This is a genomic window from Pseudomonas sp. GW821-FHT04C07 (assembly GCF_059420325.1).
Genome location: NZ_JBWKTM010000006.1, coordinates 129,567 through 150,821 on the forward strand (window position 1 = coordinate 129,567; position 21,255 = coordinate 150,821).

Annotated in this window: 18 protein-coding genes and 3 pseudogenes; 7 read left to right on the forward strand and 14 right to left on the reverse strand. The window is 60.9% G+C overall.

The features are described 5' to 3' along the window. Window positions 1–470 precede the first annotated feature (470 nt). The 4 genes and pseudogenes from AC07UI_RS13110 to AC07UI_RS13125 all read right to left on the reverse strand — a co-directional run bounded on the left by AC07UI_RS13110 (window position 471) and on the right by AC07UI_RS13125 (window position 3,424). A pseudogene (locus AC07UI_RS13110) lies at window positions 471–789 on the reverse strand (DUF7693 family protein). A 162-nt stretch (window positions 790–951) separates the two neighbouring features. Continuing rightward, window positions 952–1,145 (reverse strand): annotated as a pseudogene (locus AC07UI_RS13115) (IS3 family transposase); the annotation flags it as partial. Window positions 1,146–1,347: 202 nt separating this feature from the next. Next, window positions 1,348–2,106 carry an SDR family oxidoreductase gene (locus AC07UI_RS13120; RefSeq protein WP_494992886.1) on the reverse strand — a complete coding sequence of 253 codons (759 nt, stop codon included), beginning with the start codon at window positions 2,104–2,106 and terminating at the stop codon, window positions 1,348–1,350. A gap of 217 nt (window positions 2,107–2,323) precedes the next feature. Next, the gene (locus AC07UI_RS13125) at window positions 2,324–3,424 is read right to left on the reverse strand and encodes an alkene reductase (RefSeq protein ID WP_494992887.1); all 1,101 of its coding nucleotides are present in this window, start codon (window positions 3,422–3,424) and stop codon (window positions 2,324–2,326) included. A 148-nt stretch (window positions 3,425–3,572) separates the two neighbouring features. On the opposite strand from AC07UI_RS13125, the gene AC07UI_RS13130 reads away from it, so the two are divergent. Further along, window positions 3,573–4,457, forward strand: coding sequence for a LysR family transcriptional regulator (locus AC07UI_RS13130; RefSeq protein ID WP_494992888.1), 885 nt, complete (start codon window positions 3,573–3,575; stop codon window positions 4,455–4,457). 292 nt (window positions 4,458–4,749) lie between these two features. Here AC07UI_RS13130 and ahr read toward each other — a convergent pair whose 3' ends face one another. Then, window positions 4,750–5,781, reverse strand: a complete 1,032-nt coding sequence (gene ahr / locus AC07UI_RS13135; protein ID WP_494992889.1) for an NADPH-dependent aldehyde reductase Ahr — start codon at window positions 5,779–5,781, stop codon at window positions 4,750–4,752. A gap of 104 nt (window positions 5,782–5,885) precedes the next feature. Here ahr and AC07UI_RS13140 point away from each other — a divergent pair. Continuing rightward, window positions 5,886–6,077 (forward strand): annotated as a pseudogene (locus tag AC07UI_RS13140) (HvfA family oxazolone/thioamide-modified RiPP metallophore); the annotation flags it as partial. A 78-nt stretch (window positions 6,078–6,155) separates the two neighbouring features. On the opposite strand, the gene AC07UI_RS13145 reads toward AC07UI_RS13140, so the two are convergent. From AC07UI_RS13145 to idi, 8 genes are all read right to left on the reverse strand, one after another. After that, window positions 6,156–7,184: a D-cysteine desulfhydrase family protein gene (locus AC07UI_RS13145; protein WP_494992890.1), complete on the reverse strand. Its 1,029-nt coding sequence runs from the start codon at window positions 7,182–7,184 to the stop codon at window positions 6,156–6,158. Window positions 7,185–7,226: 42 nt separating this feature from the next. After that, the gene (locus AC07UI_RS13150) at window positions 7,227–7,700 is read right to left on the reverse strand and encodes a MaoC family dehydratase (RefSeq protein WP_494992891.1); all 474 of its coding nucleotides are present in this window, start codon (window positions 7,698–7,700) and stop codon (window positions 7,227–7,229) included. 233 nt (window positions 7,701–7,933) lie between these two features. Beyond that, window positions 7,934–8,254, reverse strand: a complete 321-nt coding sequence (locus AC07UI_RS13155) for an EamA family transporter (RefSeq protein ID WP_494992892.1) — start codon at window positions 8,252–8,254, stop codon at window positions 7,934–7,936. A gap of 122 nt (window positions 8,255–8,376) precedes the next feature. Then, on the reverse strand, window positions 8,377–10,311 hold the full coding sequence (gene dxs, locus AC07UI_RS13160) for a 1-deoxy-D-xylulose-5-phosphate synthase (RefSeq protein WP_494992893.1): 1,935 nt from the start codon (window positions 10,309–10,311) through the stop codon (window positions 8,377–8,379). Between the two features lie 52 nt (window positions 10,312–10,363). Next, window positions 10,364–11,251 (reverse strand): (2E,6E)-farnesyl diphosphate synthase, encoded by an 888-nt coding sequence (ispA, locus tag AC07UI_RS13165; protein ID WP_494992894.1) that lies wholly within the window; start codon window positions 11,249–11,251, stop codon window positions 10,364–10,366. 287 nt (window positions 11,252–11,538) lie between these two features. Then, window positions 11,539–12,591, reverse strand: a complete 1,053-nt coding sequence (locus AC07UI_RS13170; protein WP_494992895.1) for a glycosyltransferase — start codon at window positions 12,589–12,591, stop codon at window positions 11,539–11,541. Window positions 12,592–12,665: 74 nt separating this feature from the next. Further along, window positions 12,666–13,799, reverse strand: a complete 1,134-nt coding sequence (hpnH, locus tag AC07UI_RS13175) for an adenosyl-hopene transferase HpnH (protein WP_494992896.1) — start codon at window positions 13,797–13,799, stop codon at window positions 12,666–12,668. Between the two features lie 42 nt (window positions 13,800–13,841). Beyond that, window positions 13,842–14,495, reverse strand: coding sequence for an isopentenyl-diphosphate Delta-isomerase (gene idi / locus AC07UI_RS13180; RefSeq protein WP_494992897.1), 654 nt, complete (start codon window positions 14,493–14,495; stop codon window positions 13,842–13,844). 61 nt (window positions 14,496–14,556) lie between these two features. Here idi and hpnI point away from each other — a divergent pair, with 61 nt between their 5' ends. The 5 genes from hpnI to AC07UI_RS13205 all read left to right on the forward strand — a co-directional run bounded on the left by hpnI (window position 14,557) and on the right by AC07UI_RS13205 (window position 19,985). Beyond that, entirely contained in the window at window positions 14,557–15,717 is a 1,161-nt protein-coding gene (hpnI, locus tag AC07UI_RS13185; protein WP_494992898.1) for a bacteriohopanetetrol glucosamine biosynthesis glycosyltransferase HpnI, read from the forward strand. Between the two features lie 74 nt (window positions 15,718–15,791). Beyond that, entirely contained in the window at window positions 15,792–17,219 is a 1,428-nt protein-coding gene (hpnJ, locus tag AC07UI_RS13190) for a hopanoid biosynthesis associated radical SAM protein HpnJ (protein ID WP_494992899.1), read from the forward strand. Window positions 17,220–17,224: 5 nt separating this feature from the next. Then, window positions 17,225–18,049 (forward strand): hopanoid biosynthesis-associated protein HpnK, encoded by an 825-nt coding sequence (gene hpnK, locus AC07UI_RS13195; protein WP_494993091.1) that lies wholly within the window; start codon window positions 17,225–17,227, stop codon window positions 18,047–18,049. Continuing rightward, window positions 18,046–19,047: a lysylphosphatidylglycerol synthase domain-containing protein gene (locus tag AC07UI_RS13200; protein ID WP_494992900.1), complete on the forward strand. Its 1,002-nt coding sequence runs from the start codon at window positions 18,046–18,048 to the stop codon at window positions 19,045–19,047. Before hpnK ends, AC07UI_RS13200 begins: the two co-directional genes overlap by 4 nt. Window positions 19,048–19,091: 44 nt before the next feature. After that, window positions 19,092–19,985: a ferritin-like domain-containing protein gene (locus tag AC07UI_RS13205; RefSeq protein ID WP_494992901.1), complete on the forward strand. Its 894-nt coding sequence runs from the start codon at window positions 19,092–19,094 to the stop codon at window positions 19,983–19,985. 3 nt (window positions 19,986–19,988) lie between these two features. Here AC07UI_RS13205 and hpnA read toward each other — a convergent pair whose 3' ends face one another. After that, complete coding sequence (gene hpnA / locus AC07UI_RS13210) at window positions 19,989–21,041, reverse strand: hopanoid-associated sugar epimerase (protein ID WP_494992902.1); 1,053 nt, start codon at window positions 21,039–21,041, stop codon at window positions 19,989–19,991. Window positions 21,042–21,255 lie beyond the last annotated feature (214 nt).

The following is a 21,255-nucleotide window of genomic DNA, read 5'->3' on the forward strand; positions in this document are numbered from 1 at the left end:
GCTGCCGCAACAGAGACTGCCCCAACAGCAGCACGAGGCTGGACAGCTAATGCATCAGCCGCAGCTACAACCGCAGCCACTGCCGCAACAGAGACCGCCCCAACAGCAACACGAGGCGGGACAGCTAATGCATCAGCCGCAGCTACAACCGCAGCCGCTGCCGCAACAGAGACCGCCCCAACAGCAGCACGAGGCGGGACAGCTAATGCATCAGCCGCAGCAGCAACCGCAGCCGCAGCCGCAACAGAAATCGCAACGACAGCAGTATCCGTCTCAGCAGCAAGGGCCCCAGCAGTGAAAACGGCGCGTCATCCATCGCTCGAACAAAGAGGGCCGGTTGCGTGCGAGCCCTCTTTGTCGATGCGGTCTCGTTTGTTTTCGGGATACAGTCGTGCGAATGGGGCATCAACCCGAAGGTTAGATACGTGGTCGATGAGCTGATTCAATTATGTGAGCATTGGCAGTAACGGTCAGAGCGCATTTAACAGCTGCTCAAGCTGCTCACGTTCCCAGCCACTCAATAGGTCGACAGGATCAGTGCCGTAAGCGCTGCCAGGTTTCAAGAGTCCCGACTCGACCGTCTGGTGCCCTGCAATGCTCGCAGTAGTCCAACGCGTCGCAATCGTTGAAAAGCGTGAGATGCCAGCCGTCGACCTCAACGAACGTGGGGCCGTTGCAGATTTCATTCCAAGACTGACTGCAGGCTCTTTTCATGGAACGCGTGCCAAGCGCAACGTCTCTTAGCACCTGGTAGACCTCGCGGGCATTGAGAGGGGAGGTTGTGTTCAAAATAGTCTTTCCTGCGGATATTCCATTGTTCGCCGCCTTTCCCGTTCACCCTATGCCGCTACTGCAGACGCTACAACGTCCTGCGAGGGTTTGAGCCTCGATAGCTTTACGCGTCAAGCCTCCACGCGGACTGCCACAAGCAGGCCAACACACCTGTAGTGGTCAGCTAATCCTGGACACGACGTTAAGTTTTTTCCCGGCCTGAGCTGGCGCCAGCCCACCGTTGAATTGATGGGGCCGAATCCAATTGTACCGATGCATCACTGACGGCTGCCATATTGCGAACCCTGATCCGGGTGAAACAGCTGCCCCTGAGGCCGCCCTCGCTGCTCGTAAGCCATATCCAGCGCCTTGATGAGCTGATCCGGATTGGAGATGAAGTGCCGGCCATCGGCGCTGCCTTCAGCGATGAGCCGGTTACCGCGTTTCGGCGTCCATCGGACATTGGCGATCAGCGTCCCCCTGGAGATGGAGCGCAAGTGCCGGAGCATCGCGCCACCAGCGAGATGCTCCAGTGATGTGTCAGCGTGGGCCTGGCCAGTTCTGACGTCGTCGCGGTCAGCCCAAAGCCGGCCCGGCTCCGATCATGTCGTTGAACTGACTGACCCACGCATGCTCGTTCGGGCCGGGGTTGGCACGCATAGCCTCGGCTGGAGAGACGAGGATTTCGTCCACGCCGCTCTCGAACTGCTTGATCGCTTCAGTAATGAACTGGTCGAGAGAAATAGCGCGCTCTTCCTCGCTGCTATTGAGCAGCTCGGTGCGTACCCAAGGCGGCGCGATTTCGACCAGTTGGATGCCATGTCCGCGCAGCAGGTAGCGCTGTGACAACGTGTAGGAATGGAGCGCTGCCTTGGTCGCTGAATAGACCGCCGTCACCGCCATCGGCACGAAGCCGAGAACGGAGGAGACGTTGACGATCACCGCATCGGGCTGCGCCTTCAGATGCTCGACCAGTGCCGAGGTCATGCGGATCGGGCCGAGCAGGTTAGTGGTGACGGTCGACAGTGCGAGTGCATCGTCCACCGGCCCGTCCGCGTGATCCAGCAGCATGATGCCGGCATTGTTGATAAGCACATTCACGTCCGGGTAATTGGAAATGAGCTTCTGTGCTGCCGCCTGGATGCTGTCCGGGTCGGTAATGTCGAGTTCAATGGCGGCCATGCCGGGATTGGCGTCGAGCGTCTCCTGCAGCCGCTCCATACGCCGGCCAGAAATGATCACCTGATTGCCGAGTTTGTGGAAGGCTTCGGCCAAGCCTCGGCCAATGCCGGAGCCGCCGCCAGTGATGAAGATAGTATTGCCGGTCATACGCATGACACTTCTCCTGGAAGGATGGAAATAAAGGCCGTCCAGCGCGCTGTCCGGATGAACAGGTCGACCGAAGGAAGACTCGCTACAAGATGTTCGATCAAGGCACGGCCGGCACTCCGGGTACTCATCAGCCAGAATGCACTCAACCCCGTTGCTGAGGTGAGTCAGGTTTTTTGGACAGCTGGGGTACTACGACCCCAGTTGCCAGCAGTGCGGATTATCATGCAGCTTCGGTATGGGAAGGATAGTCCGTGTAACCCACCTCCGTGCCACCGAAGAAAGACTCGCGGTCGTACGGGTTCAGCGGCCAGCCGTTGCGCAGGCGCTCTGGCAAGTCAGGGTTGGCGATGAAGTGACGGCCAAAAGCGACCAGATCAGCATCGCCGGCCTCAAGGATCGCCTTGGCCGATTCACCGGAGAAGCCGCCCGCTGCGATAAGGGTGCCCTTGTAGTGCTTGCGCAGGAGCTGGGTCGCCACCGGATTCTGGTCCCGGCTCTCGTCCTCGACGACACCCAGGATGCGCGGCTCGATCAGATGCAGATAGGCGAGGTCCAGCTTGTCCAGCTCGCGCGCGACATAGGTGAACAGGCCAACGGGGTCGCTGTCGGACATATCGCCGAAATTGCCGCTCGGCCCCAGACGCACCGCCACCCGATTGCTGCCCCAGACGGAGATCACAGCCTCTACCGCTTCCAGCAGGAACCGGCTGCGGTTCTCGAACGAGCCACCGTAGATATCCGTACGTTTGTTGCTGCCGTCCTGTAGGAACTGATCGAACAGGTAGCCGTTCGCCGAGTGGATCTCGACACCGTCGAAGCCGGCAGCAATACCGCGTTCGGCCGCAGCGCGGAAACTTTCCACCAGCTGGCGGATTTCAGCGATGGTCAGTTCGCGCGGCGGGGTGCCGGGGGTCCAGCCGAGCTCGGTGTAGGCCACGCCGCCGTGGACCACGACGGAAGGGGCCACCGGCTGGCCGCCGTCCGGTTGCAGCAGGCTATTGGACTGGCGCCCCGCATGGTAGAGCTGCAGGAAGATTTTGCCGCCCTTGGCATGGACTGCGTCGGTCACGAGCTTCCAGCCGGCGATCTGGCTGTCGTCATACAGACCGGGAGCACCGAGGTATCCATTGCCATTGGCTGCGGCGATAGTGGCTTCGCCGATCAGCAGGCCACCGGCGGTGGTACGCTGGGCGTAGTACTCGGCCATCAGCTGGCCAGGAATGGCGCCTGGTTCGGCACGCATGCGGGTAAGTGGCGCTAAAACCACGCGGTGGGCAATTTGGTATGGGCCTATTTGGATGTTCGTATGCAGTTTGGACATGACGTCGATACCTATCAGTGGTGGGATGGGGGCAATGTAGGCGTAAAGTGCGTGAAGAAAAATATCCCGCGATGCCGAACATTTCGGATAGTTTTTCCGTAATCCCGCCTTGTTGGTGGGGTACTACCGGGGGCAAGCAGGAAAAGTGATGGAAAGCCTGAGTGGCATTTCAATGTTCGTGCAAGTTGCCGAAACGCGCAGCTTTACCGAGGCCGGCCGTCAGCTGGGGGTGTCGTCCTCGACCGTGGGCAAAACCATCGCTCGGATGGAAGAGCGCTTGCGGGTACGGCTGTTTCATCGCAGCACACGCAGTATCACGCTGACTGCCGAGGGGACCCTGTTCCTTGAGCGATGCCGCCGCATCCTCAGCGAGGTCACCGCTGCCGAGTCCGAGCTGTCAGGCCTGGCTGGCAGCCCGCGTGGGCGGCTTCGCGTGGGCACACCTCTACTGGGCGACCTGATGATGCCGGCCTTTGACGGGTTCATGGAGCGGTATCCGGAAGTCGAACTGGATATCGATTTTTGCGACCGCATGGTCGATGTGATCGAGGAGGGGTTCGACGCGGTGATTCGGACCGGCGAGCAAACCGATTCGCGCTTGGCCGCGCGCCGCTTGGGTTCCTGCGCACATGTGCTGGTGGCGTCGCCCACATATCTCAAGCGGCAGGGTGTACCTACTTATCCGCGTGAACTGGAAAGTCATTTCTGCCTGCAACACAAATTTCCCGCGACGGGAAAGCTGGAGCGTTGGCCGCTGCGGCTCGAAGCCTCCGAGGCTGAATTGGTGCTGCCCGCCACGATGACGTCGAACACGATCGAGCCCCTTGCCTATGCCGCAATCCAGGGCAGAGGCATTGCCTTTCTGCCCGTCTTCCTGGTGCGCGAAGCGTTGGAACGCGGGCAGCTGGTCACGGTGCTGGACGACTACATCGACCGCCAGGTCGTCTTCTGGATGCTGTGGCCAGCCAGCCGTTATGCCTCGCCCAAGTTGCGGGTTTTCATTGACTACATGAGTGCGCACTTGCGCATCTGATTGCTTACGCCTTCAGCGTCAGGCGTACACCGTCGCGGTTGGAGATCTCGATGGCGTCGATCAGTACAGGTCCGAACATTTCGGACGTCGATGTCCGCAATCGAGCATTTCGGCGCTTTGAGCTAACCAGCAAACATTCGAGCAGTCATGTCCATGGCGGCACAGTCGCTGCGCTGCGACAGCTGGGAGCTTCTAATGGAAAGGTCTGTGTCTGCTCTGCTCGAGCCGATGAGGGGGGGCTGTAGTAGCGGCGGTAGAGGGCGCGTGCGGCGTTACCCGACGCGCCCGTCTGTCATTTGCCGGCGTCGAGCACGACGCGGTAGCGCGCCTTGCCACTGCGTAAGTGATCGATGGCTTCGTTGACCCGGCTCATGGGAAAGTGCTCAACCTGCGGCAGGATCTGATGACGTACGCAGAATTCCAGCATGGTCGCCGTGGTACTGGGCGAACCCACCGGCGAGGCAGATAAGGTCTTCTGTTGCGCAAGCAGGTCGAACACGTGCACTGGAATAGCGCCGGGCACTGCGCCAACAAAATGCAGGCGTCCCTTGCCGCGCAGGGTTGCGAGCATGGCCGGCCAGTCAAGGTCGGCGTTGGCGGTGACCAAGAGAAAATCCAGGGTGCCGGCAATGGATTTCAGCGCATTGCTGTCGGTCGAGGCGACTACCTTGTGCGCGCCCAGGCGTCTGGCTTCGTCCTGCTTGCTCAACGACGAGGTAAAGGCCGTGACTTCGCAGCCCCAGGCGTTAAGGAAGCGCAGTGCCAGATGCCCGAGGCCACCGATGCCCACCACACCGACCCGGTCGGTGGGCTTGACATCGAATTCCACAAGCGAGTTGAACACCGTCGAACCGGCGCAGAACAGAGGGCCGGCCATGGCCGGGTCGAGTCCATCCGGTATCGCCAGAGCCCAGGCCCAGTGCGAACGCAGGCGGTCGGCGAAGCCTCCGTTGCTGCCGATGATGGTGGGTTGGACTGTGCCACATAGGTGATGGGAGCCTCCGATGCACGAGGAGCAATGCATGCAACTGCCCTTGTACCAACCAATACCCACCCGTTGTCCCACTTCAAGACCGCGTACTTGCGCGCCCGCTCGCACGATACTGCCGACCGCCTCGTGGCCGGGGATAAAGGGGTAGTGGCTAATGCCCCATTCGTTATCGATCAGTGACTGGTCGGAGTGACAGACGCCGCAATACTCCACGGCGACTTCCACCTCCTCGTCCCCCAATGGACCGGGATCGTAACTATAGCGCTCCAGTGGAGCGCCGGCCGCCGTTGCGGCCCAGCCGGTGAAGGAAGTGAGTTCGGTACTATCGCTCATTGGATACCTCCAGATCAGGAGACAGGGGCTTTGGCAGCTCAGGTGCCGCGAAGGAGCAACGCTGATCAGTGCCCAAGGCGTGATTGAGTCTAGCACCCCGGTACGGCCGCGCTTCGCTCAAGGAACTCCTGACCGTGGCCCCGAAGGGCGGTGAGGAATTCAAAGCCATGGACACCAACAAAGACGGTTACCTCTCCGAAGCCGAGGTCTACACGTTCAGGAGCAACCAGTACACCTTCAACGGCAAGAAAATGCCCACTGAACTGTTCACTCGCATGAGCCAGGCGAAGGGCTGATACGTCTCTGTTGTTCCAACCTCCCGGTGCTCGCCTGCAGGGAGGGTTTTACGACCGCTGGAGAACGCCCATAACCGGTCAGCTGAAGGCAGCACGGTAGGCGAAAATGCCCGGTATTCCTCCAGTCATCAGAAAGAGCAAATTGCTGCCGGCCGGGAATTCGCCACGGCGGACGGATGCCAGCAATCCGGCGAATGCCTTGCCGCCGTATACGGGATCAATGAGCAACCCTTCATGGGAAGCCAGTAGACGGGTAGCCTCCAGCATGGCTTCGGTCGGGGCGCCATAGGCGTCGCCACGCTGGCTGCCATCCACGCTGAGCGCGCTTTCAGCCAGTATGGTGGACGGGTCAAGGAGGTGTAGAACTTGTCGGGTTTTTTCCAGGGTTATACCGAAAGCTTGTTCTTCTGTTCCGAGTACGGTGTATCCGATAATTCGCGTTGATGCTCGGGCCAGGGTGACGCCGGCCAGCAAGCCCGAGTGAGTCCCGCTACTGCCATTGGGGACGACTATACGGTCGAGATGGAGTCCCAGAGCATCCGCCTGGCGAAGAACCTCGGCCGCGCATGCGGTATAGCCCAGACAACCTCTGGGACTTGAACCGCCCAACGGCATGACAAAGGGCCTTTTACCCTGTCGCTTGAGCTTCTCGACCAGCTCTGCTGCATAGGTGTCGGGAACAGCCCCGAGGGGTAGCCGATGGATCGCAGCGCCAAAAAGAGCGTCCAGCAGGACGTTGCCGTTAAGGCGATAGTCATCATCTGTGCGCACGCCAGATTGGGTCAGAATCAGTTCGCAGGCCAGGCCTTGGCGGGCGGCTACTGCAGCGGTCAACCGAGCGTGATTGGATTGAAGACCGCCCCAGGTCACCAGGGTGTCGGCGCCCTCGGCGAGTGCCTCGCCGAGCAAAAACTCCAACTTACGCAGTTTGTTTCCACCCCCGCCGAGGCCAGTCAGGTCATCTCGCTTTACGTAGAGATTGCATCCGTTCAGCTCGGGCATTTGGCTCAATCGAGACAGTTTCTGGATCGGTGTGGGGCCTTCCAGCAGCGCCACCCGGGGGTAGGCCGCAAGCGCGGTGTCAAGGTGACTCAGGTCGTGAGGCATGGAGGTTCTCTCGCGAACACGTAGCTTTTTAGTTGAAACGCTTCAGTGGGTCGCGGAGGTGCTGCGGCGAAAGATCAGCAATTTGGCGACTGAGCGTTGACGCAACTCACCGTGCTGGTTGAGCGTGTCAGTCTGGAACGTAACAAGACCGCGATCAAGCCTGGACTTCGAAGGGTTGATGGCCAGGACGGAGGTCTCGACGCGCAGTTCGTCTCCAGGGCGAGTAGCGGTAGGCCAGCTCAGCTCGCTGCCAGCGCCGATAAGACCCGCATCCAAAGGCAGGCATGAGACAAGTAAGCGCATGGTGATGGCAGCCGTATGCCAGCCGCTTGCAGCGAGCCCGGCAAAAAAAGTTTGCTCAGCCTCCTGATTGTCCAGATGAAAAGGTTGGGGGTCGAATTGCTGTGCAAAACTCTTTATTTGCTGCTCATCGATCAGGTATGTGCCGCTGCGGAACGTGTCGCCGATTGATAAGTCGTCCAGGAACAGCTTGTGAAGGGTGGTTGCATCATTCATGGGATCAACTCCGATAGGCCTGATTTTTTTGCGCTTCATCAACAATATTACAGTCATAATATGATTTGGCAGCTTGCATGCTGCAAGTCTCTATTTTTGTGGCGTAGAAAAACCGGACGGATGGTGGCGGAGAGGAGGGCTAACGAACCCTCTGGTACACCAGGCCAGAGGTGTCAGTGACTGCGATTACGCTCCAGGCCTGGTCCGTTCTGAGAAGGGAGCACCAGTGCCTGTCACCGTCCGACTTGCACAACGTACACGCCACCAAGAATTGCTGCGATGGCTAGAAGATCAATCACATGTACTGGCTCCCGGGCCACGAAAAATCCGATCAGCAACGCCACAACCGGTGGAATGTAAGTCACCGAGGCCGCTGCAAGCGCACCAAGGCGTTGCACAATGAAATAATAAAGAATGTACGCAAATCCAGTACCAAGAAGGCCAAGACCAAGAGATACGCCAAGAAAAGCCCGGCGATCTTCAGCCAACCGTGGCGACGGGATTAACAATCCTCGCAGCCTCGCTTCGAATTCAGGGGGATTACAAGCAGTCACGTGCAGCCTTTTTCAGGGCGCTGAGGCCAAACGGCGACGCTAACGGGGCTCGCTGATATAAGGACACCTTGCTGCCAGCCGCAGCCTTTTCAGGCGAGGGCAAAGTTTAATGTGTTTGACCCTTACGGGAGAACCCCTTGTTTCTGCCCGTCGTCAGCCCAGTGCAACAGTGCCAGGCGCCCGAGCACCGCAGCTTCGATGCCAGCGGCGTCGAGCCCGCATTCGGCGAGCATTTCGGCGGGCTGGGCGGGTTCCAGGTAGCGATCCGGCAGGCCCAGATGAAGGATCGGCTGGACCAGGTTCTCGTTGGCGAGAAATGTGGCCACCGCGCTGCCGGCACCGCCCATGATGCTATTTTCCTCGATGGTGACCAAGAGTTCGTGGCTGGAGGCCAACTTGCGTATCAAGGCCTCGTCCAGCGGTTTGACGAAGCGCATGTCAGCCACCGTGGCATCCAGCTCTTCGGCGACCTTGAACGCTTCCGGCAACTGCGTGCCAAACACCAGCAGGGCGACTTGCTTGCCGCGGCGACGAAGCACGCCCTTACCGATTTCCAGGGGTTCCAGGCCAGGTTCGATGGCCGCGTTCGGCCCACAACCACGGGGATAGCGCACCGCCGCCGGGCCTGGGTAGCGGAAGCCGGTGGTGAGCATGCGGCGCAATTCGTTCTCGTCGCTGGGGGTCATCACCAGCATTCCGGGAATGCAGCGCAGATAGGAGAGGTCGAAGCTGCCCGCGTGGGTCGGACCGTCCTCACCGACCACACCGGCGCGGTCGATAGCAAACAGCACGTCGAGATTTTGCACCGCGACGTCGTGGATCAACTGATCGTAGGCGCGCTGGAGGAAGGTTGAATAGATCGCCACAACCGGCTTCAGGCCAGAGCAGGCCATGCCGGCGGCAAGGGTCACGGCGTGCTGCTCGGCGATGGCGACGTCGAAATAGCGATCCGGGTAGCGTTCGCTGAAGGCGATCAGGTCGGAGCCCTCTTTCATGGCCGGAGTTATGCCGGTCAGGCGCGAATCGGTGGCGGCCATGTCGCACAGCCACTGGCCGAAGACATTAGAGTATTTCGGTCCGCTCGCGTTCTTCGGCGGCTGCTGCGCACCGGCGGGCTCCAGCTCCAGTTTGGTGATGGCGTGATAGCCGATCGGATTGACCTCGGCAGGGGAAAACCCCTTACCCTTCTTGGTGACCACGTGGAGGAACTGCGGCCCCCTGAGGTCGCTCAGGTTGCGCAGGGCGGCGAGGAGGGTCGGCAGATCGTGGCCGTCGATCGGGCCGATGTAGTTCCAGCCGAGTTCCTCGAACAGGGCGCCGGGCACCAGTATGCCCTTGGCGCATTCTTCGGTGCGGCGAGCAATCTCCCAGGCGCCGGGCAGGCGCGACAAGATTTTCTTGCTGCCCTCGCGCACGCTGGCATAGGTGCGGCTGGAGAGGATCTTCGCCAGATAGTTGGACAGGCCGCCGACGTTATTGGAGATCGACATGTCGTTGTCATTCAGGATCACCAGCATGTCGGCCTTCACATCCGACGCGTGGCTGAGCGCCTCGAAGGCCATCCCGGCCGTCAGAGCACCATCGCCGATCACGGCAATGGATTTGTGTCTCTCACCCTTGAGGCGCGAGGCGATGGCCATACCCAGGGCGGCGCTGATTGAGGTACTGGAATGACCGACGCCAAAGGTGTCGTACTCGCTCTCGATGCGGCGCGGGAACGGGCCTATGCCACCCTTCTGGCGTAGCGTGTGCATCCTCCCCCGGCGACCGGTGAGGATCTTGTGTGGGTAGGCCTGGTGGCCGACGTCCCATACCAGGCGGTCGTTGGGCGTGTCGAAGACATAATGGAGGGCAATGGTGAGTTCGATCACACCGAGCCCGGCGCCGAAGTGGCCGCCCGTCTGACCGACGATATAGAACAGCTCCTGACGCAACTCATCGGCCAGTATTTCCAGCTCCGCCTCGCTGAGCAGACGCAGTCGGTCCGGCGTCGCGGCGCGGTCCAGCAGTGGAGTGGCGGGGCGCATGCGGGGGATCTCATGGAACGTCTTGGACATCGGAGGATCCTTTAGCGGACTTGGCCAATGGTCGCAGGTGACGCCGGTTGGCTCAGTGGCGCCGTTCGACGATATAGCAGGCCAGGGCGCGCAGCGGCTCGGCGCCGACGCCGAACGGATGCAGAGCGGAAAGGGCCTGGTCGTGCAAACTGCGGGCGTAGGTCTTGGCCGCATCGAGACCGAGCAGGGCCGGGTAGGTCGGCTTGTCGTGGGCAATGTCGGCGCCCTGGCGTTTGCCGAGGGTGGCGGTATCGCTCTCCACGTCAAGAATGTCGTCCTGCACCTGGAAGGCCAGGCCGATGGCCCGAGCATAGTCGCGCAGGGCTCGTAGCGAGGCTTCGTCTGCGTTACCGCTGGCCAGCGCGCCAAGCTGCACGCAGGCTTCGATCAATGCGCCAGTCTTGTGTCGATGCATGGTTTCCAGAGCGTTCTGATCGAGCTGGTGACCGACCGCCTCGAGATCGATGGCTTGGCCACCGACCAGGCCGGCAGGGCCGACGGCACGCGCCAGGATACCGCACATTTCCAGGCGAACTTCGGCACTCTGAGGGTTGTGCCGGGGATCGGCGAGCACCTCGAAGGCCAGCGCCTGCAGGCCATCGCCTGCGAGGATCGCGCAGGCCTCGTCGAACGCCTTGTGGGTGGTCGGCTGGCCGCGACGCAGGTCGTCGTCATCCATCGCTGGCAGATCGTCGTGAACCAGCGAATAAGCGTGGATCAGCTCCACTGCGCAGGCGGCGCCTTTGGCCTGTTCCGCCGCGCCGTCGAGGGCTTCGCAAGCGGTATAGACCAGCATCGGGCGGACCCGCTTACCGCCGTTGACGACGCTGTAGCGCATCGCCTGGTACAGGCGTTGCAGTTCGTCGCGTGGAGGTAGCAGGAGTTCTTCCAGAGCGGCATCGACGCGCGCCTGGCATTGTTTTTGGTAGGTCGCGATCATGCTTGAGTGTCCACGCCGAAGGGCGCTGTTCGAGGAGCACGCCGTGCTTGAGGAGGTTCTGCACACTCTGCTCGGTCTGTATCAGGGGCAACCGGCTGCCACGGTTTTAGGGGAGGACTTTCGAAATCGACGGTGGCTTTCTTGGGGGCCATGGGCAGAAACCAGTGTCGGCAGCGGTTCAAAAAACAACTCAATACTGACACTAGCAGAGCGATTGCTCTGCGGCAAACGCCACAACCGGCGCGTCGTCGAAGGGCGAATGACGCCAAGGATCAATGCCCCGTGAATCAGGCACTATAGACTCGTCCCTTCCAATGAGAACGGACTCCACGCCAGTAGCGGATCGCCGAACTCCAGGTCATGCCAAGGTAAAACGCTGCGCCCAGTGGCAGCAACAAGGCCCAGAACGGAGACATTCGGTAGTAGCGTAATATCGGCAGATAGCTCAGCGTCATGGCCCCCCAGGCAGTCAGCGCCCACGGTCGAGCAAGTGGCAAACTCAGCAAGGCGAACGGTGCCGCATAGGCGACGACAAACATCACTGTCACGGTCAGCAGTATCCATATGGAGTAGCCGAGCTGGGTAAAAGCTGAACGCGCGACCATATCGTGGATAGAGATCAGGGTGCCGTAAGGGCGCCGGCTAATCACCCCACGGCTAAGGCCCAGCCAGGTACGATAGCCAGCGTTTTTGACCTGTCGTGCCAACGAGCAATCGTCGATCAATGCATCCCGCAGGCAGGTAAAGGCACCGATACTTTGCAGGACCTCGGTATCGACCAGTACACAGCCGCCCGCTGCCGCGGCCACGTACCGATGGCGAGAATTGGACAGGGCAAACGGATACAGCAATTTGAAGTAATAGACGAACGCCGGCAACAACAGATGATCCCAAAAGCTGGTGCGGCGCAGGTCTGCCATCAACGAAACAAACTGCTTCCCCTCACGCTGTTTGAACGCCCGCAGCGCCGACAGCAGGCCAGGCTGCAACTGGATGTCGGCGTCGAGCAACAGCGTCATTGGCGTACGCACGTGGGACTTTCCCTGCTCCAATGCCCACAGTTTTCCGGCCCAGCCCTCCGGTAATGGCTGGCCGCTGACGACGCGAGTGCCAGGAAAGGCGCTAGCAATAGTGGCCGTGGCGTCGCTGGACTGGTCGTCGATGACCACCACCTGCAACCCTGTGCCCTGTGCCTGCAAGGCGGTCAGGGTAACGCCGAGCGTGTCGGCTTCGTTGCGTGCCGGAATCAACACGGTAATGTCGCTGAGATCAGTCGTACCGCCGGCGTGTGAGTCGGCCTCAAGCCGTTCGCGGGTGCTCCACGGCCGCCATGGCGCCATGAGCAGTCCGACCCAGATCACGGCAGGGAGAAGTGTAAGCGCCCAGCCGTACGCGGACAGGGTCAATGTCGCCACTAGCCTTTACCGGGATCCGCACCGGTGGGTTCGACGATGCGAACCGGGATGCGTGCGGAGGGGGGCTCGACACGTTCGCTGTAGAGCACAGGTAGCGCGGGCGCCATGGCGCCATCGGTGCGGGGGCCGAACAGGGCCACACGCATCGCTTTCAGTGGATGGTCGAAGGTGTCGTTGACGGCGCTGCCTTCGAAGCCGCAGTGGGCCATACAGTTGTCGCACTTGGGGTTAATACCGACGCCATAGTTTTCCCACTGGGTTTCTTCCATCAATACCTTGTAGGTCGGCGCGTAACCCTCATCGACCAGCAAGTAGCAAGGCTTCTGCCAGCCAAAGATATTGAAGGTCGGGTTGGACCACGGCGTACACTGGTAGCGTTGGTTGCCGGCGAGAAAGTCGAGGAACATCGAGGACTGATTGAACACCCATTTGCTCTTGCGGTCCTTGCCGCGCTTGAACACCTCGCGGAACAGGGTGCTGCTCTCGGTGCGGCCAAGGAACACGTCTTGACGCGGTGCGTGCTCGTAGCTGAAACCGGGAGACACGGTGATGCCCTCGATGCCCAGGGACATGGCGTAGTCGAAGAAATCAGCGATGTTGTCCGGCGGCTCTTGATTGAACAAGGTGCAATTGATGGTCACCCGATAGCCGCGAGAAAGCGCTAGCTTGATCGCCTCAACGGCTTTGTCGAACACGCCTTCCATACACACAGAATCATCGTGGCGCTGCTGTAAACCATCCAGATGGATAGACCAGGTGAAGTAGGGGGACGGTTCGTATTCATCGATGTGCTTGGTCAGCAGAATCGCGTTGGTGCACAGATAAACGAACTTCTTGCGGGCAATAATGCCCCGCACGATCTGCGGCATTTCCTTGTGAATAAGGGGCTCGCCACCGGGAATGGAGACCACGGGCGCGTCGCATTCGTCCACGGCGCGCAAGGCATCCTCGACGCTCAGGCGCTTGCGCAGGATGTCCTTGGGGTGGTCGATCTTGCCGCAACCTGCGCAGGCCAAATTACACTGGAACAGGGGCTCCAGCATCATCGCCAGTGGATAGCGGTGCTGGCCTCTTAGCTTCTTGCCGAGGATGTAGCGTGCAATCCTGGCCTGTTGAATAAGGGGAATGCCCAAGGAAGTCTCCGCGATTTCTGTCTGCCATCTACCATCGGGAACTTAAGAAAGCGGCGTGAACAGGTCGGCATGTTCTCGACGCAGGCGCTCCCACTCGATCTTGAACCAAGGCGTAAAATGGTGTGGTTGTTCCGCCAGTTCCGTGTCCAGCGTTTCCGGAGAAATATACCGCAGCGCCGAGACTTCGTTGAGGTTGAGCGTGGGCACTTCGTCGCTGCGCCCGGCATACACCCAGCACAACTCATGCTCGGCGCCTTCTGTGTCGAACTGTGCCTGGTATTCGAATTTGAAGAGAAACTGTAGCGAGCATTGCATGCCCAGTTCTTCACCGAGACGTCGTTCAATGGCTACGTCCAGCGTCTCGCCACGCCGTGGATGGCTGCAGCAGGTGTTGGACCAGAAGCCCGGCCACAGGCGCTTACCCGCTGCCCGTTGCTGCAACAGCAACTCGCCTTTGCGATTAAATACCAACAGCGAAAAGGCCCGGTGCAGCAAGCCTTGCCCCTGATGCGCGGAGGCCTTGTCGAGAAACCCGATTTCCTGATCGAACCTGTCGACAAGAACCAGCTGCTCGTCATTAAAGGAAACCACGTCCGTCGATTCACGCCACTGGCGACATTCCTGTTCCTGGCTAGCCAAAATCAACCTCCTCGAGAGATCCCGTTTTGGCAGTGTAGCGTAGCGCAGAATCTCCATTGCGCAGATTTCGATCTAACGTCGATTGCTATCAACGAGCAATTGTTGTAATCAACCCCACATGCCGACCCCTTACTTCGTCAGCACGTTCGCCACCTGGTTGGGCAGCGGATTGGTCGTTGCCGCCGCCGGCTATGCCGTCGTCGCCTTGGGCGCTGTGCTCAAGCACCTTCGCGCACCGACTCCTCTGGCGGGTGTCGGTGGGCGGGCGCACCCGGTGTCTGTGCTCAAGCCCTTGCATGGCGCCGAACCGCGGCTGTACGAAAACTTGCGCGGATTCTGTCAGCAGATCCGCTCGGGTGATCAATTGATATTCGGTGTGCGCGAGCCTCAGGACCCCGCCATTGCTGTGGTGCAGAGGCTGTGCGCGGAATTCCCGCAGCTGGCCATTGACCTGGTCGTCGATCCCCGCGTGCAGGGCGTCAATTTGAAAGTCAGCAACCTGCTGAACATGATGCCGCTGGTCCGTCACGACTGGCTGGTGCTGGCCGACAGCGATATCAGTGTGCCTGCGGATTATTTGTCGCGGGTGACGGCGCCGTTGGCGGACCCAAGTGTGGGAATCGTCACCTGCCTATATCACGGAGTCCCGCAGGGCGGGTTCTGGTCGCGTCTGGGCTGCCTTTTCATTGACGACTGGTTTGCACCTTCGGTCTGCCTGGCGCATGCCTTCGGCTCCAGGCGTTTCGCGTTCGGCTCGACGATCGCGCTGCGCCGCGAAACGTTGCAAGCCGTCGGCGGCTTCGAGGTGTTGCGCGATACCTTGGCCGATGATTTCTGGTTGGGCCAGCTGACCCGGGAAGCCGGGTTACGGACCGTGCTGTCGGAGGTATGGGTAGGCACTGAAGTCAGCGAAACCCGCCTGAGCGAGCTATGGATGCACGAACTGCGTTGGCTGCGGACCATCCGTGCCATCTCGCCAGGCGGCTTTGCGATGAGCGTCGTCTGTTTCACCTGGCCGGTGTCGCTGGTGGGTCTTACGCTGGCGCCTTCGACGCTGAACGTCTGCCTGGCGGTGGTCGCGGGTGTTGCGCGGGTTGCGCAGTTTTTTCTCGGGCGCAACGTCAGACGCCTATCGACACCCTGGTATTGCGTGCCGTTTACCCCCTTGCGCGACCTGCTGCTATTAATGGAGTGGGCAGTGGCCCTGACCGGTCGGCGGGTGAAGTGGCGCGGCAACGTTCTGCATGCGCGCAAGGGCGGACCCATACGCTATAGTTGACCGTGATTTTCTGTAGTGCGTTCGCAGGCGGTTGGCATATCTCGGTCCAGTGACCGTTGGAGCTAATAATTCCTATGAAGACGCTTTTTCTGCAGGCGCCGTCCTTCGACGGTTTTGACGGTGGTGCCGGTTCACGTTATCAGGCCAAACGCGAGATCAAGAGCTTTTGGTACCCCACCTGGCTGGCCCAGCCCGCCGCGCTGGTGCCCGGCTCACGTTTGCTGGATGCGCCGGTGGAAGAGCTCACGGTGGAGGAATCGCTGACGATTGCCGCCGAATATGAGCTGGTGATCATCCATACCAGTACACCTTCGTTCCCCACCGATGCCAAATTCGCCGAACTGCTGAAGGCGCGCCGTCCCGAGATCCTGATCGGCATGGTCGGCGCCAAAGTGGCGGTCGATCCCTCTGATTCACTGACTGCCTCGCCGGCGATCGATTTCGTGGCGCGCGAGGAGTTTGACTTCACCTGCAAGGAAATTGCCGAGGGCCGGGCGTTCAAGGACGTCACCGGCATCAGCTACAAGCTCGCCGACGGCAGTGTGCAGCACAACCCGCCGCGGGTAATAATCGAGAACATGGACGAATTGCCGTTCGTGGCGCCCGTCTACCAACGCGACCTGAAGATCGACCGCTACTTCATCGGCTATCTGAAACACCCTTACGTGTCCATTTACACCGGCCGCGGCTGCCGCTCCAAGTGCACGTTCTGCCTCTGGCCACAGACCGTCGGCGGCCATCGCTACCGCGTTCGCTCGGCCGCCAACGTGATCGCCGAGGCGAAGTGGATCAAGGAGAACATGCGCGAAGTCAAGGAGCTGATGTTCGACGACGACACCTTCACCGACAGTTCCAACATGGACCGCGTGCACGAGATTGCCCGGGGCCTGCACGCGTTGGGTTGGACCTGGAGTTGCAACGCCAAGGCCAACGTACCTTACTCCTCGCTGAAGATCATGAAGGACAACGGCCTGCGTTTGCTGCTGGTAGGCTACGAGTCCGGCGACGACCAGATACTGCACAACATCAAAAAGGGCCTGCGGACCGATATCGCGCGGACCTTCACTGAAAACTGTCGCAAGCTGGGCATTCAGGTGCACGGTACCTTCATCCTTGGCCTGCCCGGCGAGACCAAGGAAACCATCGCCAAGACCATCGCCTTCGCCAAAGAGATCAATCCGCACACCGTCCAGGTGTCGCTGGCGGCACCGTACCCTGGCACCACGCTGTACAAGCAGGCGGTGGAGAACGGTTGGTTGCAACCCAACCGGGACATGAACCTGGTCAACGAGAAAGGCGTACAGCTGGCGCTGATCAGTTACCCGCACCTGTCCAAAGAAGATATTTTCCACGGCATCGAGACCTTCTACCGAAGCTTCTACTTCCGGCCCTCGAAGATCTGGGAGATCGTTAAAGAAATGCTGGGTAGCTGGGACATGACGAAGCGCCGCCTGCGTGAGGGGGTGGAGTTCTTCCGCTTCCTGCGCGAGCACGAGGCTTGAGCGCGATGCGTGTCGGGCGGCCGCGCCTGATCGTCACCGCGGACGACTTTGGGCTGCACACGGCGGTCAACGAGGCTGTCGAACAGGCGTATCGAGAAGGGGTGTTGCGGGCCGCCAGCTTGATGGTGGCGGCGCCCGCAGCGGCCGATGCCGTCGACCGTGCCCGACGTATGCCCGGTCTTGCCATTGGCCTGCACTTGGTACTGGCTGACGGCAAGGCCATGCTGCCAACGGCGAGTATTCCTGATCTGGTGAATGCCCAAGGCTGGTTCGACAGCGCCATGGTGCGCAACGGCTTCCGGTTTTTTTTCCTGCCCCGTGTACGGCGCCAACTGGCCGCCGAGATCCGCGCCCAGTTCGAGGCCTTCGCGGCGACCGGCTTGACGCTAGACCACGTCAATGCGCACAAGCATTTCCATCTGCATCCGACCGTCTTATCACTGTTACTCTCTATTGGCCGAGACTTCGGACTGCACGCCGTGCGGCTGCCCGCCGAGCCAGGCATGGGACCGTGGCTGCGCCCTTGGCTGGGCTTGATGCGCCAGCGCCTGGAGCGGGCCGGGGTGATCTATAACGATCATGTCTTTGGCCTTCGGCACACCGGCGGCATGGACGAGGGCGTGCTGCTGGAGATGTTGCAGCAGTTGCCCAGCGGTCTTTCGGAATTGTATTTGCACCCGGCGGTTCACGGCGGGTTGACGGCCGGCATGGCCGACTACCGCCATGCCGACGAACTGGCGGCGCTGTTGTCACCACGGGTGCGCAGCGCCATCGAAGGTTGCTGCCAGTTGTGCCACGGTTTCTGCGATCCGGCGGCGGCTGCAGCATGAAGCGGCTCAGCTACCTTGCCGGGCTGCTCGGGCTGGCGGCAATCATTTATATGGTGGTGCATGAGGACGGGGCCGCCATTCTCGGTGCCCTCGACCATGCCGGCTGGGCCTTGCTGTGGCTGCTGCCTTTTCATGCATTGCCGTTGCTGCTGGATGTACTGGGCTGGCGCATGCTGCTGGCACCGCGTGACCCGCAACGACGCGCCGGTGTCTGGGCCCTGTTCTGGATCGCCGCCATTCGCGAAGCCTGTAACCGGCTCTTGCCGGTGGTTAACATCGGCGGCGAGATCGTCGGCATCCGGCTGGTCAAATGGCGCGGCATCGACGGTGCAGCCGCCACCGCCAGCATCGTCATCGAAGTCTTGCTGACCCTGGTCAACCAGTACCTATTCACCGCGCTGGGCATCGTGTTGCTGATTGCGTTGACCCATCAGGTGGGCGCGCTGGACTCGCTGTTGATTGCCTTGGCCGCCAGCTTGCCGCTGCCGTTCGGGTTGTTCATGTTGCTGCGCCACGGCCAGGTGTTCTCGCGTCTGGAGGGGGTGGCGGAGAAAGTCCTTGGCGGTCGCAATCGCCTGACCGAACTGATCGACGGTTCTAATCTGGACCAGGATATTCGCGCGCTTTGTGCCAGCCCGATGCGGCTGATCGGCGCCGGTGCCTGGCAGTTTGCCGGGTTCTTGCTGGGCAGCGTCGAGACCTGGCTGGCGCTGCACCTGCTGGGTTATTCGATCAGCGTTTGGGATGCCATCGCCATCGAAGCGGTGACCCAGGCCCTGCGCCACATCATCTTCATCGTGCCCGCCGGTCTGGGGGTGCAGGAGGGCGGTCTGATCCTGTTCGGCAGCATGATAGGAGTTCCGCCTGATGTCAGTCTGGCGCTGTCACTGGTCAAGCGCATGCGCGAGGTGGGGGTTGGCGTGCCGGCGCTGATTTACTGGCACTGGATGGAAGTGCGCCGTCAGGCAGGACGGCAGTGCGATCAAGCTGCGCAATGATGCCCGACTGTTTATAGCGTTGAGTGACGAGAGGAGAATGTCCGATGCTTGGCAATGCCCTCACAGACGCTGCCGATCACGCCATGCGCCACTGGCGGGGCGAGGAGCCCGGCCGGATCAGGATCGGCTCCGAGGCGCATAAGCGATTGTTCTGTCGCATGCTGCTGGACACCCACAATCCCTACAAGCCCGCGGTAATGGTCTGGCCCGAACTGAGCCCCGACGTGTTGCAGCGCATTACGTCACTGCCGATCTGGGACATCGCCGTGCAGACCGAGGGGCGCGCGCAGCTGCAAGTGCAGACCTACTCCAATACGGTGAAGGACCCGCTGCTGCGTGAGGCGCTGAACATGGATGGCGGCGAAGAAGCGCGCCACAAGGTGGTGCTCAGCAAACTGGTCGAGGCCTACGGCATTCCCCTGGAGCCGGAACCGGACTATTTGGTGCCCAAGGACCCCGAATGGGGGTGGCTGGTGACCGGCTACAGCGAGTGCATCGACAGTTTCTTTGCCTTTGGCCTGTTCGAGTCGGCCAAGCTGACCGGTTACTTTCCGGCGGAACTGGTGGACACCTTCGAACCGGTGATCCAGGAGGAGGCCCGGCACATCCTGTTTTTCGCCAACTGGGTCGCCTGGTACCGGCGTCAGTTGCCGTGGTGGCGACGCGTGGCCTTTGAGTTCAAGGTTGCTCGCGTCTGGGCTTTCCTGATCTGGGAGCGCATCGGCATCGCCAAGGGGCTGGACAGCAACGACGAAATGCAGGACGCCAACTTCACCCTCACCGGGCATCAGCAGATCGGCCTGGATCTCAAGTTGCCCGAGTTGCTGGACCTGTGTCTAGCCGAGGATCGGCGGCGGATGGACGGCTACGATAAGCGCTTGCTGCGTCCGACCTTTGTACCGGGGCTCGCGCGTCTGGCACGCCGGTTCATGCGTTGATGGCTACCGGTGCTGCTCGAACCACCTGACCGCATCTTCCAGTGCCAGGCGGGCAGGGCCCGGGGCATAACCGAGCTCGCGCTCGGCCTTGGCGCTGGAGAAGAACATGCGTTTTTTGGACATGCGAACTTCCTCCACGGTGGCAATCGGCTGGGTGCCGGTCAGCCGTGCCCAGGCTTCTGCCAGATGAGCCACCGGCATGACCACGGCATGCGGCAATCGCCAGCGCGGCGGAGCCCGCCCGGCAATGTCGGCGATCTCGATCAACAGGTCGCGCAGGCTGAGATTATGGCCACCCAGGATATAGCGCTCGCCCACCACGCCACGCTGGAACGCCAGCCAGTGGCCCTCCGCGACATCGTCCACATGCACGACGTTGAGGCCGGTATCGACGTAGGCGGGCAAGCGCCCCGCGATGGCGTCGCGCACGATCCGGCCGGTGGGGGTGGGTTTGATGTCGCGCGGTCCGATCGGGGACGAGGGGTTGACGATCACCACCGGCAGCCCCTCGGCGGCAAGCTCCCGGACCAGCGCCTCGGCGAGGAACTTGGAACGCTTGTAGTGTCCGATCATGTCGCCCAGTGTCACCGAGGTGTTCTCGTCACCGGGGCGGCCATCCCCGGGATTGCCAAGGGTGGCGACGCTACTGGTATAGACGATACGTGGCACACCAGCCAGCCTGGCCGCTTCGAGTATTGCCCGCGTGCCGTCGACGTTGGTCTGATAGAGCTGCGCGGGAATTGGCGCCCACAGTCGGTAATCGGCCGCCACGTGGAACAGAGCGTCGCAGTCATCACAGGCGCGCTGCAGCGAAGTCGGTTGGGTGAGATCCCCTTCGATGACTTGCACATTCAGATTGTGCAGGTTGCGACGATCCGAGGTCGCCCGCACCAGCACCCGAACATGGTGGTCATCTTGCAGGAGGCGTCGCACTACGGCCGAGCCGACAAAGCCAGTGGCTCCGCTCACCAGTATTTTCACGGCACTACCATCGGTAAATAATCCTTGAGTTCTCTGCCAGAGCTTGCTGTGGGAAGAGGATACTGAAATTTCCAAACAGTTCGTTTTTCAGTATGGACCAAATTTTCCTACTATATTGTTGCCAGAGGATTGTGCGAAAAGAGAGCCCTGAGCAACAGGGTTCAGGCGCGTCTGCCAGGCAGGCAAACGCCTCGCATCGCATCCTTGGGGGTAGAACACTGATTTCGGAAGCGTGACATTGGCCGCGTCTGATAGCCGCGCCCTTGTTTTTCGGTCGGGGGCTATTTCC

Coding starts and splice junctions, on each gene's coding strand:
- AC07UI_RS13120 (WP_494992886.1), bottom strand. CDS start 2,106: ATGCGTATGACCGGCAATACTATCTTCATCACTGGCGGCGGCTCCGGC.
- AC07UI_RS13125 (WP_494992887.1), bottom strand. CDS start 3,424: ATGTCCAAACTGCATACGAACATCCAAATAGGCCCATACCAAATTGCC.
- AC07UI_RS13130 (WP_494992888.1), top strand. CDS start 3,573: ATGGAAAGCCTGAGTGGCATTTCAATGTTCGTGCAAGTTGCCGAAACG.
- ahr (WP_494992889.1), bottom strand. CDS start 5,781: ATGAGCGATAGTACCGAACTCACTTCCTTCACCGGCTGGGCCGCAACG.
- AC07UI_RS13145 (WP_494992890.1), bottom strand. CDS start 7,184: ATGCCTCACGACCTGAGTCACCTTGACACCGCGCTTGCGGCCTACCCC.
- AC07UI_RS13150 (WP_494992891.1), bottom strand. CDS start 7,700: ATGAATGATGCAACCACCCTTCACAAGCTGTTCCTGGACGACTTATCA.
- dxs (WP_494992893.1), bottom strand. CDS start 10,311: ATGTCCAAGACGTTCCATGAGATCCCCCGCATGCGCCCCGCCACTCCA.
- ispA (WP_494992894.1), bottom strand. CDS start 11,251: ATGATCGCGACCTACCAAAAACAATGCCAGGCGCGCGTCGATGCCGCT.
- AC07UI_RS13170 (WP_494992895.1), bottom strand. CDS start 12,591: ATGGCGCCATGGCGGCCGTGGAGCACCCGCGAACGGCTTGAGGCCGAC.
- idi (WP_494992897.1), bottom strand. CDS start 14,495: ATGGAGATTCTGCGCTACGCTACACTGCCAAAACGGGATCTCTCGAGG.
- hpnI (WP_494992898.1), top strand. CDS start 14,557: ATGCCGACCCCTTACTTCGTCAGCACGTTCGCCACCTGGTTGGGCAGC.
- hpnJ (WP_494992899.1), top strand. CDS start 15,792: ATGAAGACGCTTTTTCTGCAGGCGCCGTCCTTCGACGGTTTTGACGGT.
- hpnK (WP_494993091.1), top strand. CDS start 17,225: ATGCGTGTCGGGCGGCCGCGCCTGATCGTCACCGCGGACGACTTTGGG.
- AC07UI_RS13200 (WP_494992900.1), top strand. CDS start 18,046: ATGAAGCGGCTCAGCTACCTTGCCGGGCTGCTCGGGCTGGCGGCAATC.
- AC07UI_RS13205 (WP_494992901.1), top strand. CDS start 19,092: ATGCTTGGCAATGCCCTCACAGACGCTGCCGATCACGCCATGCGCCAC.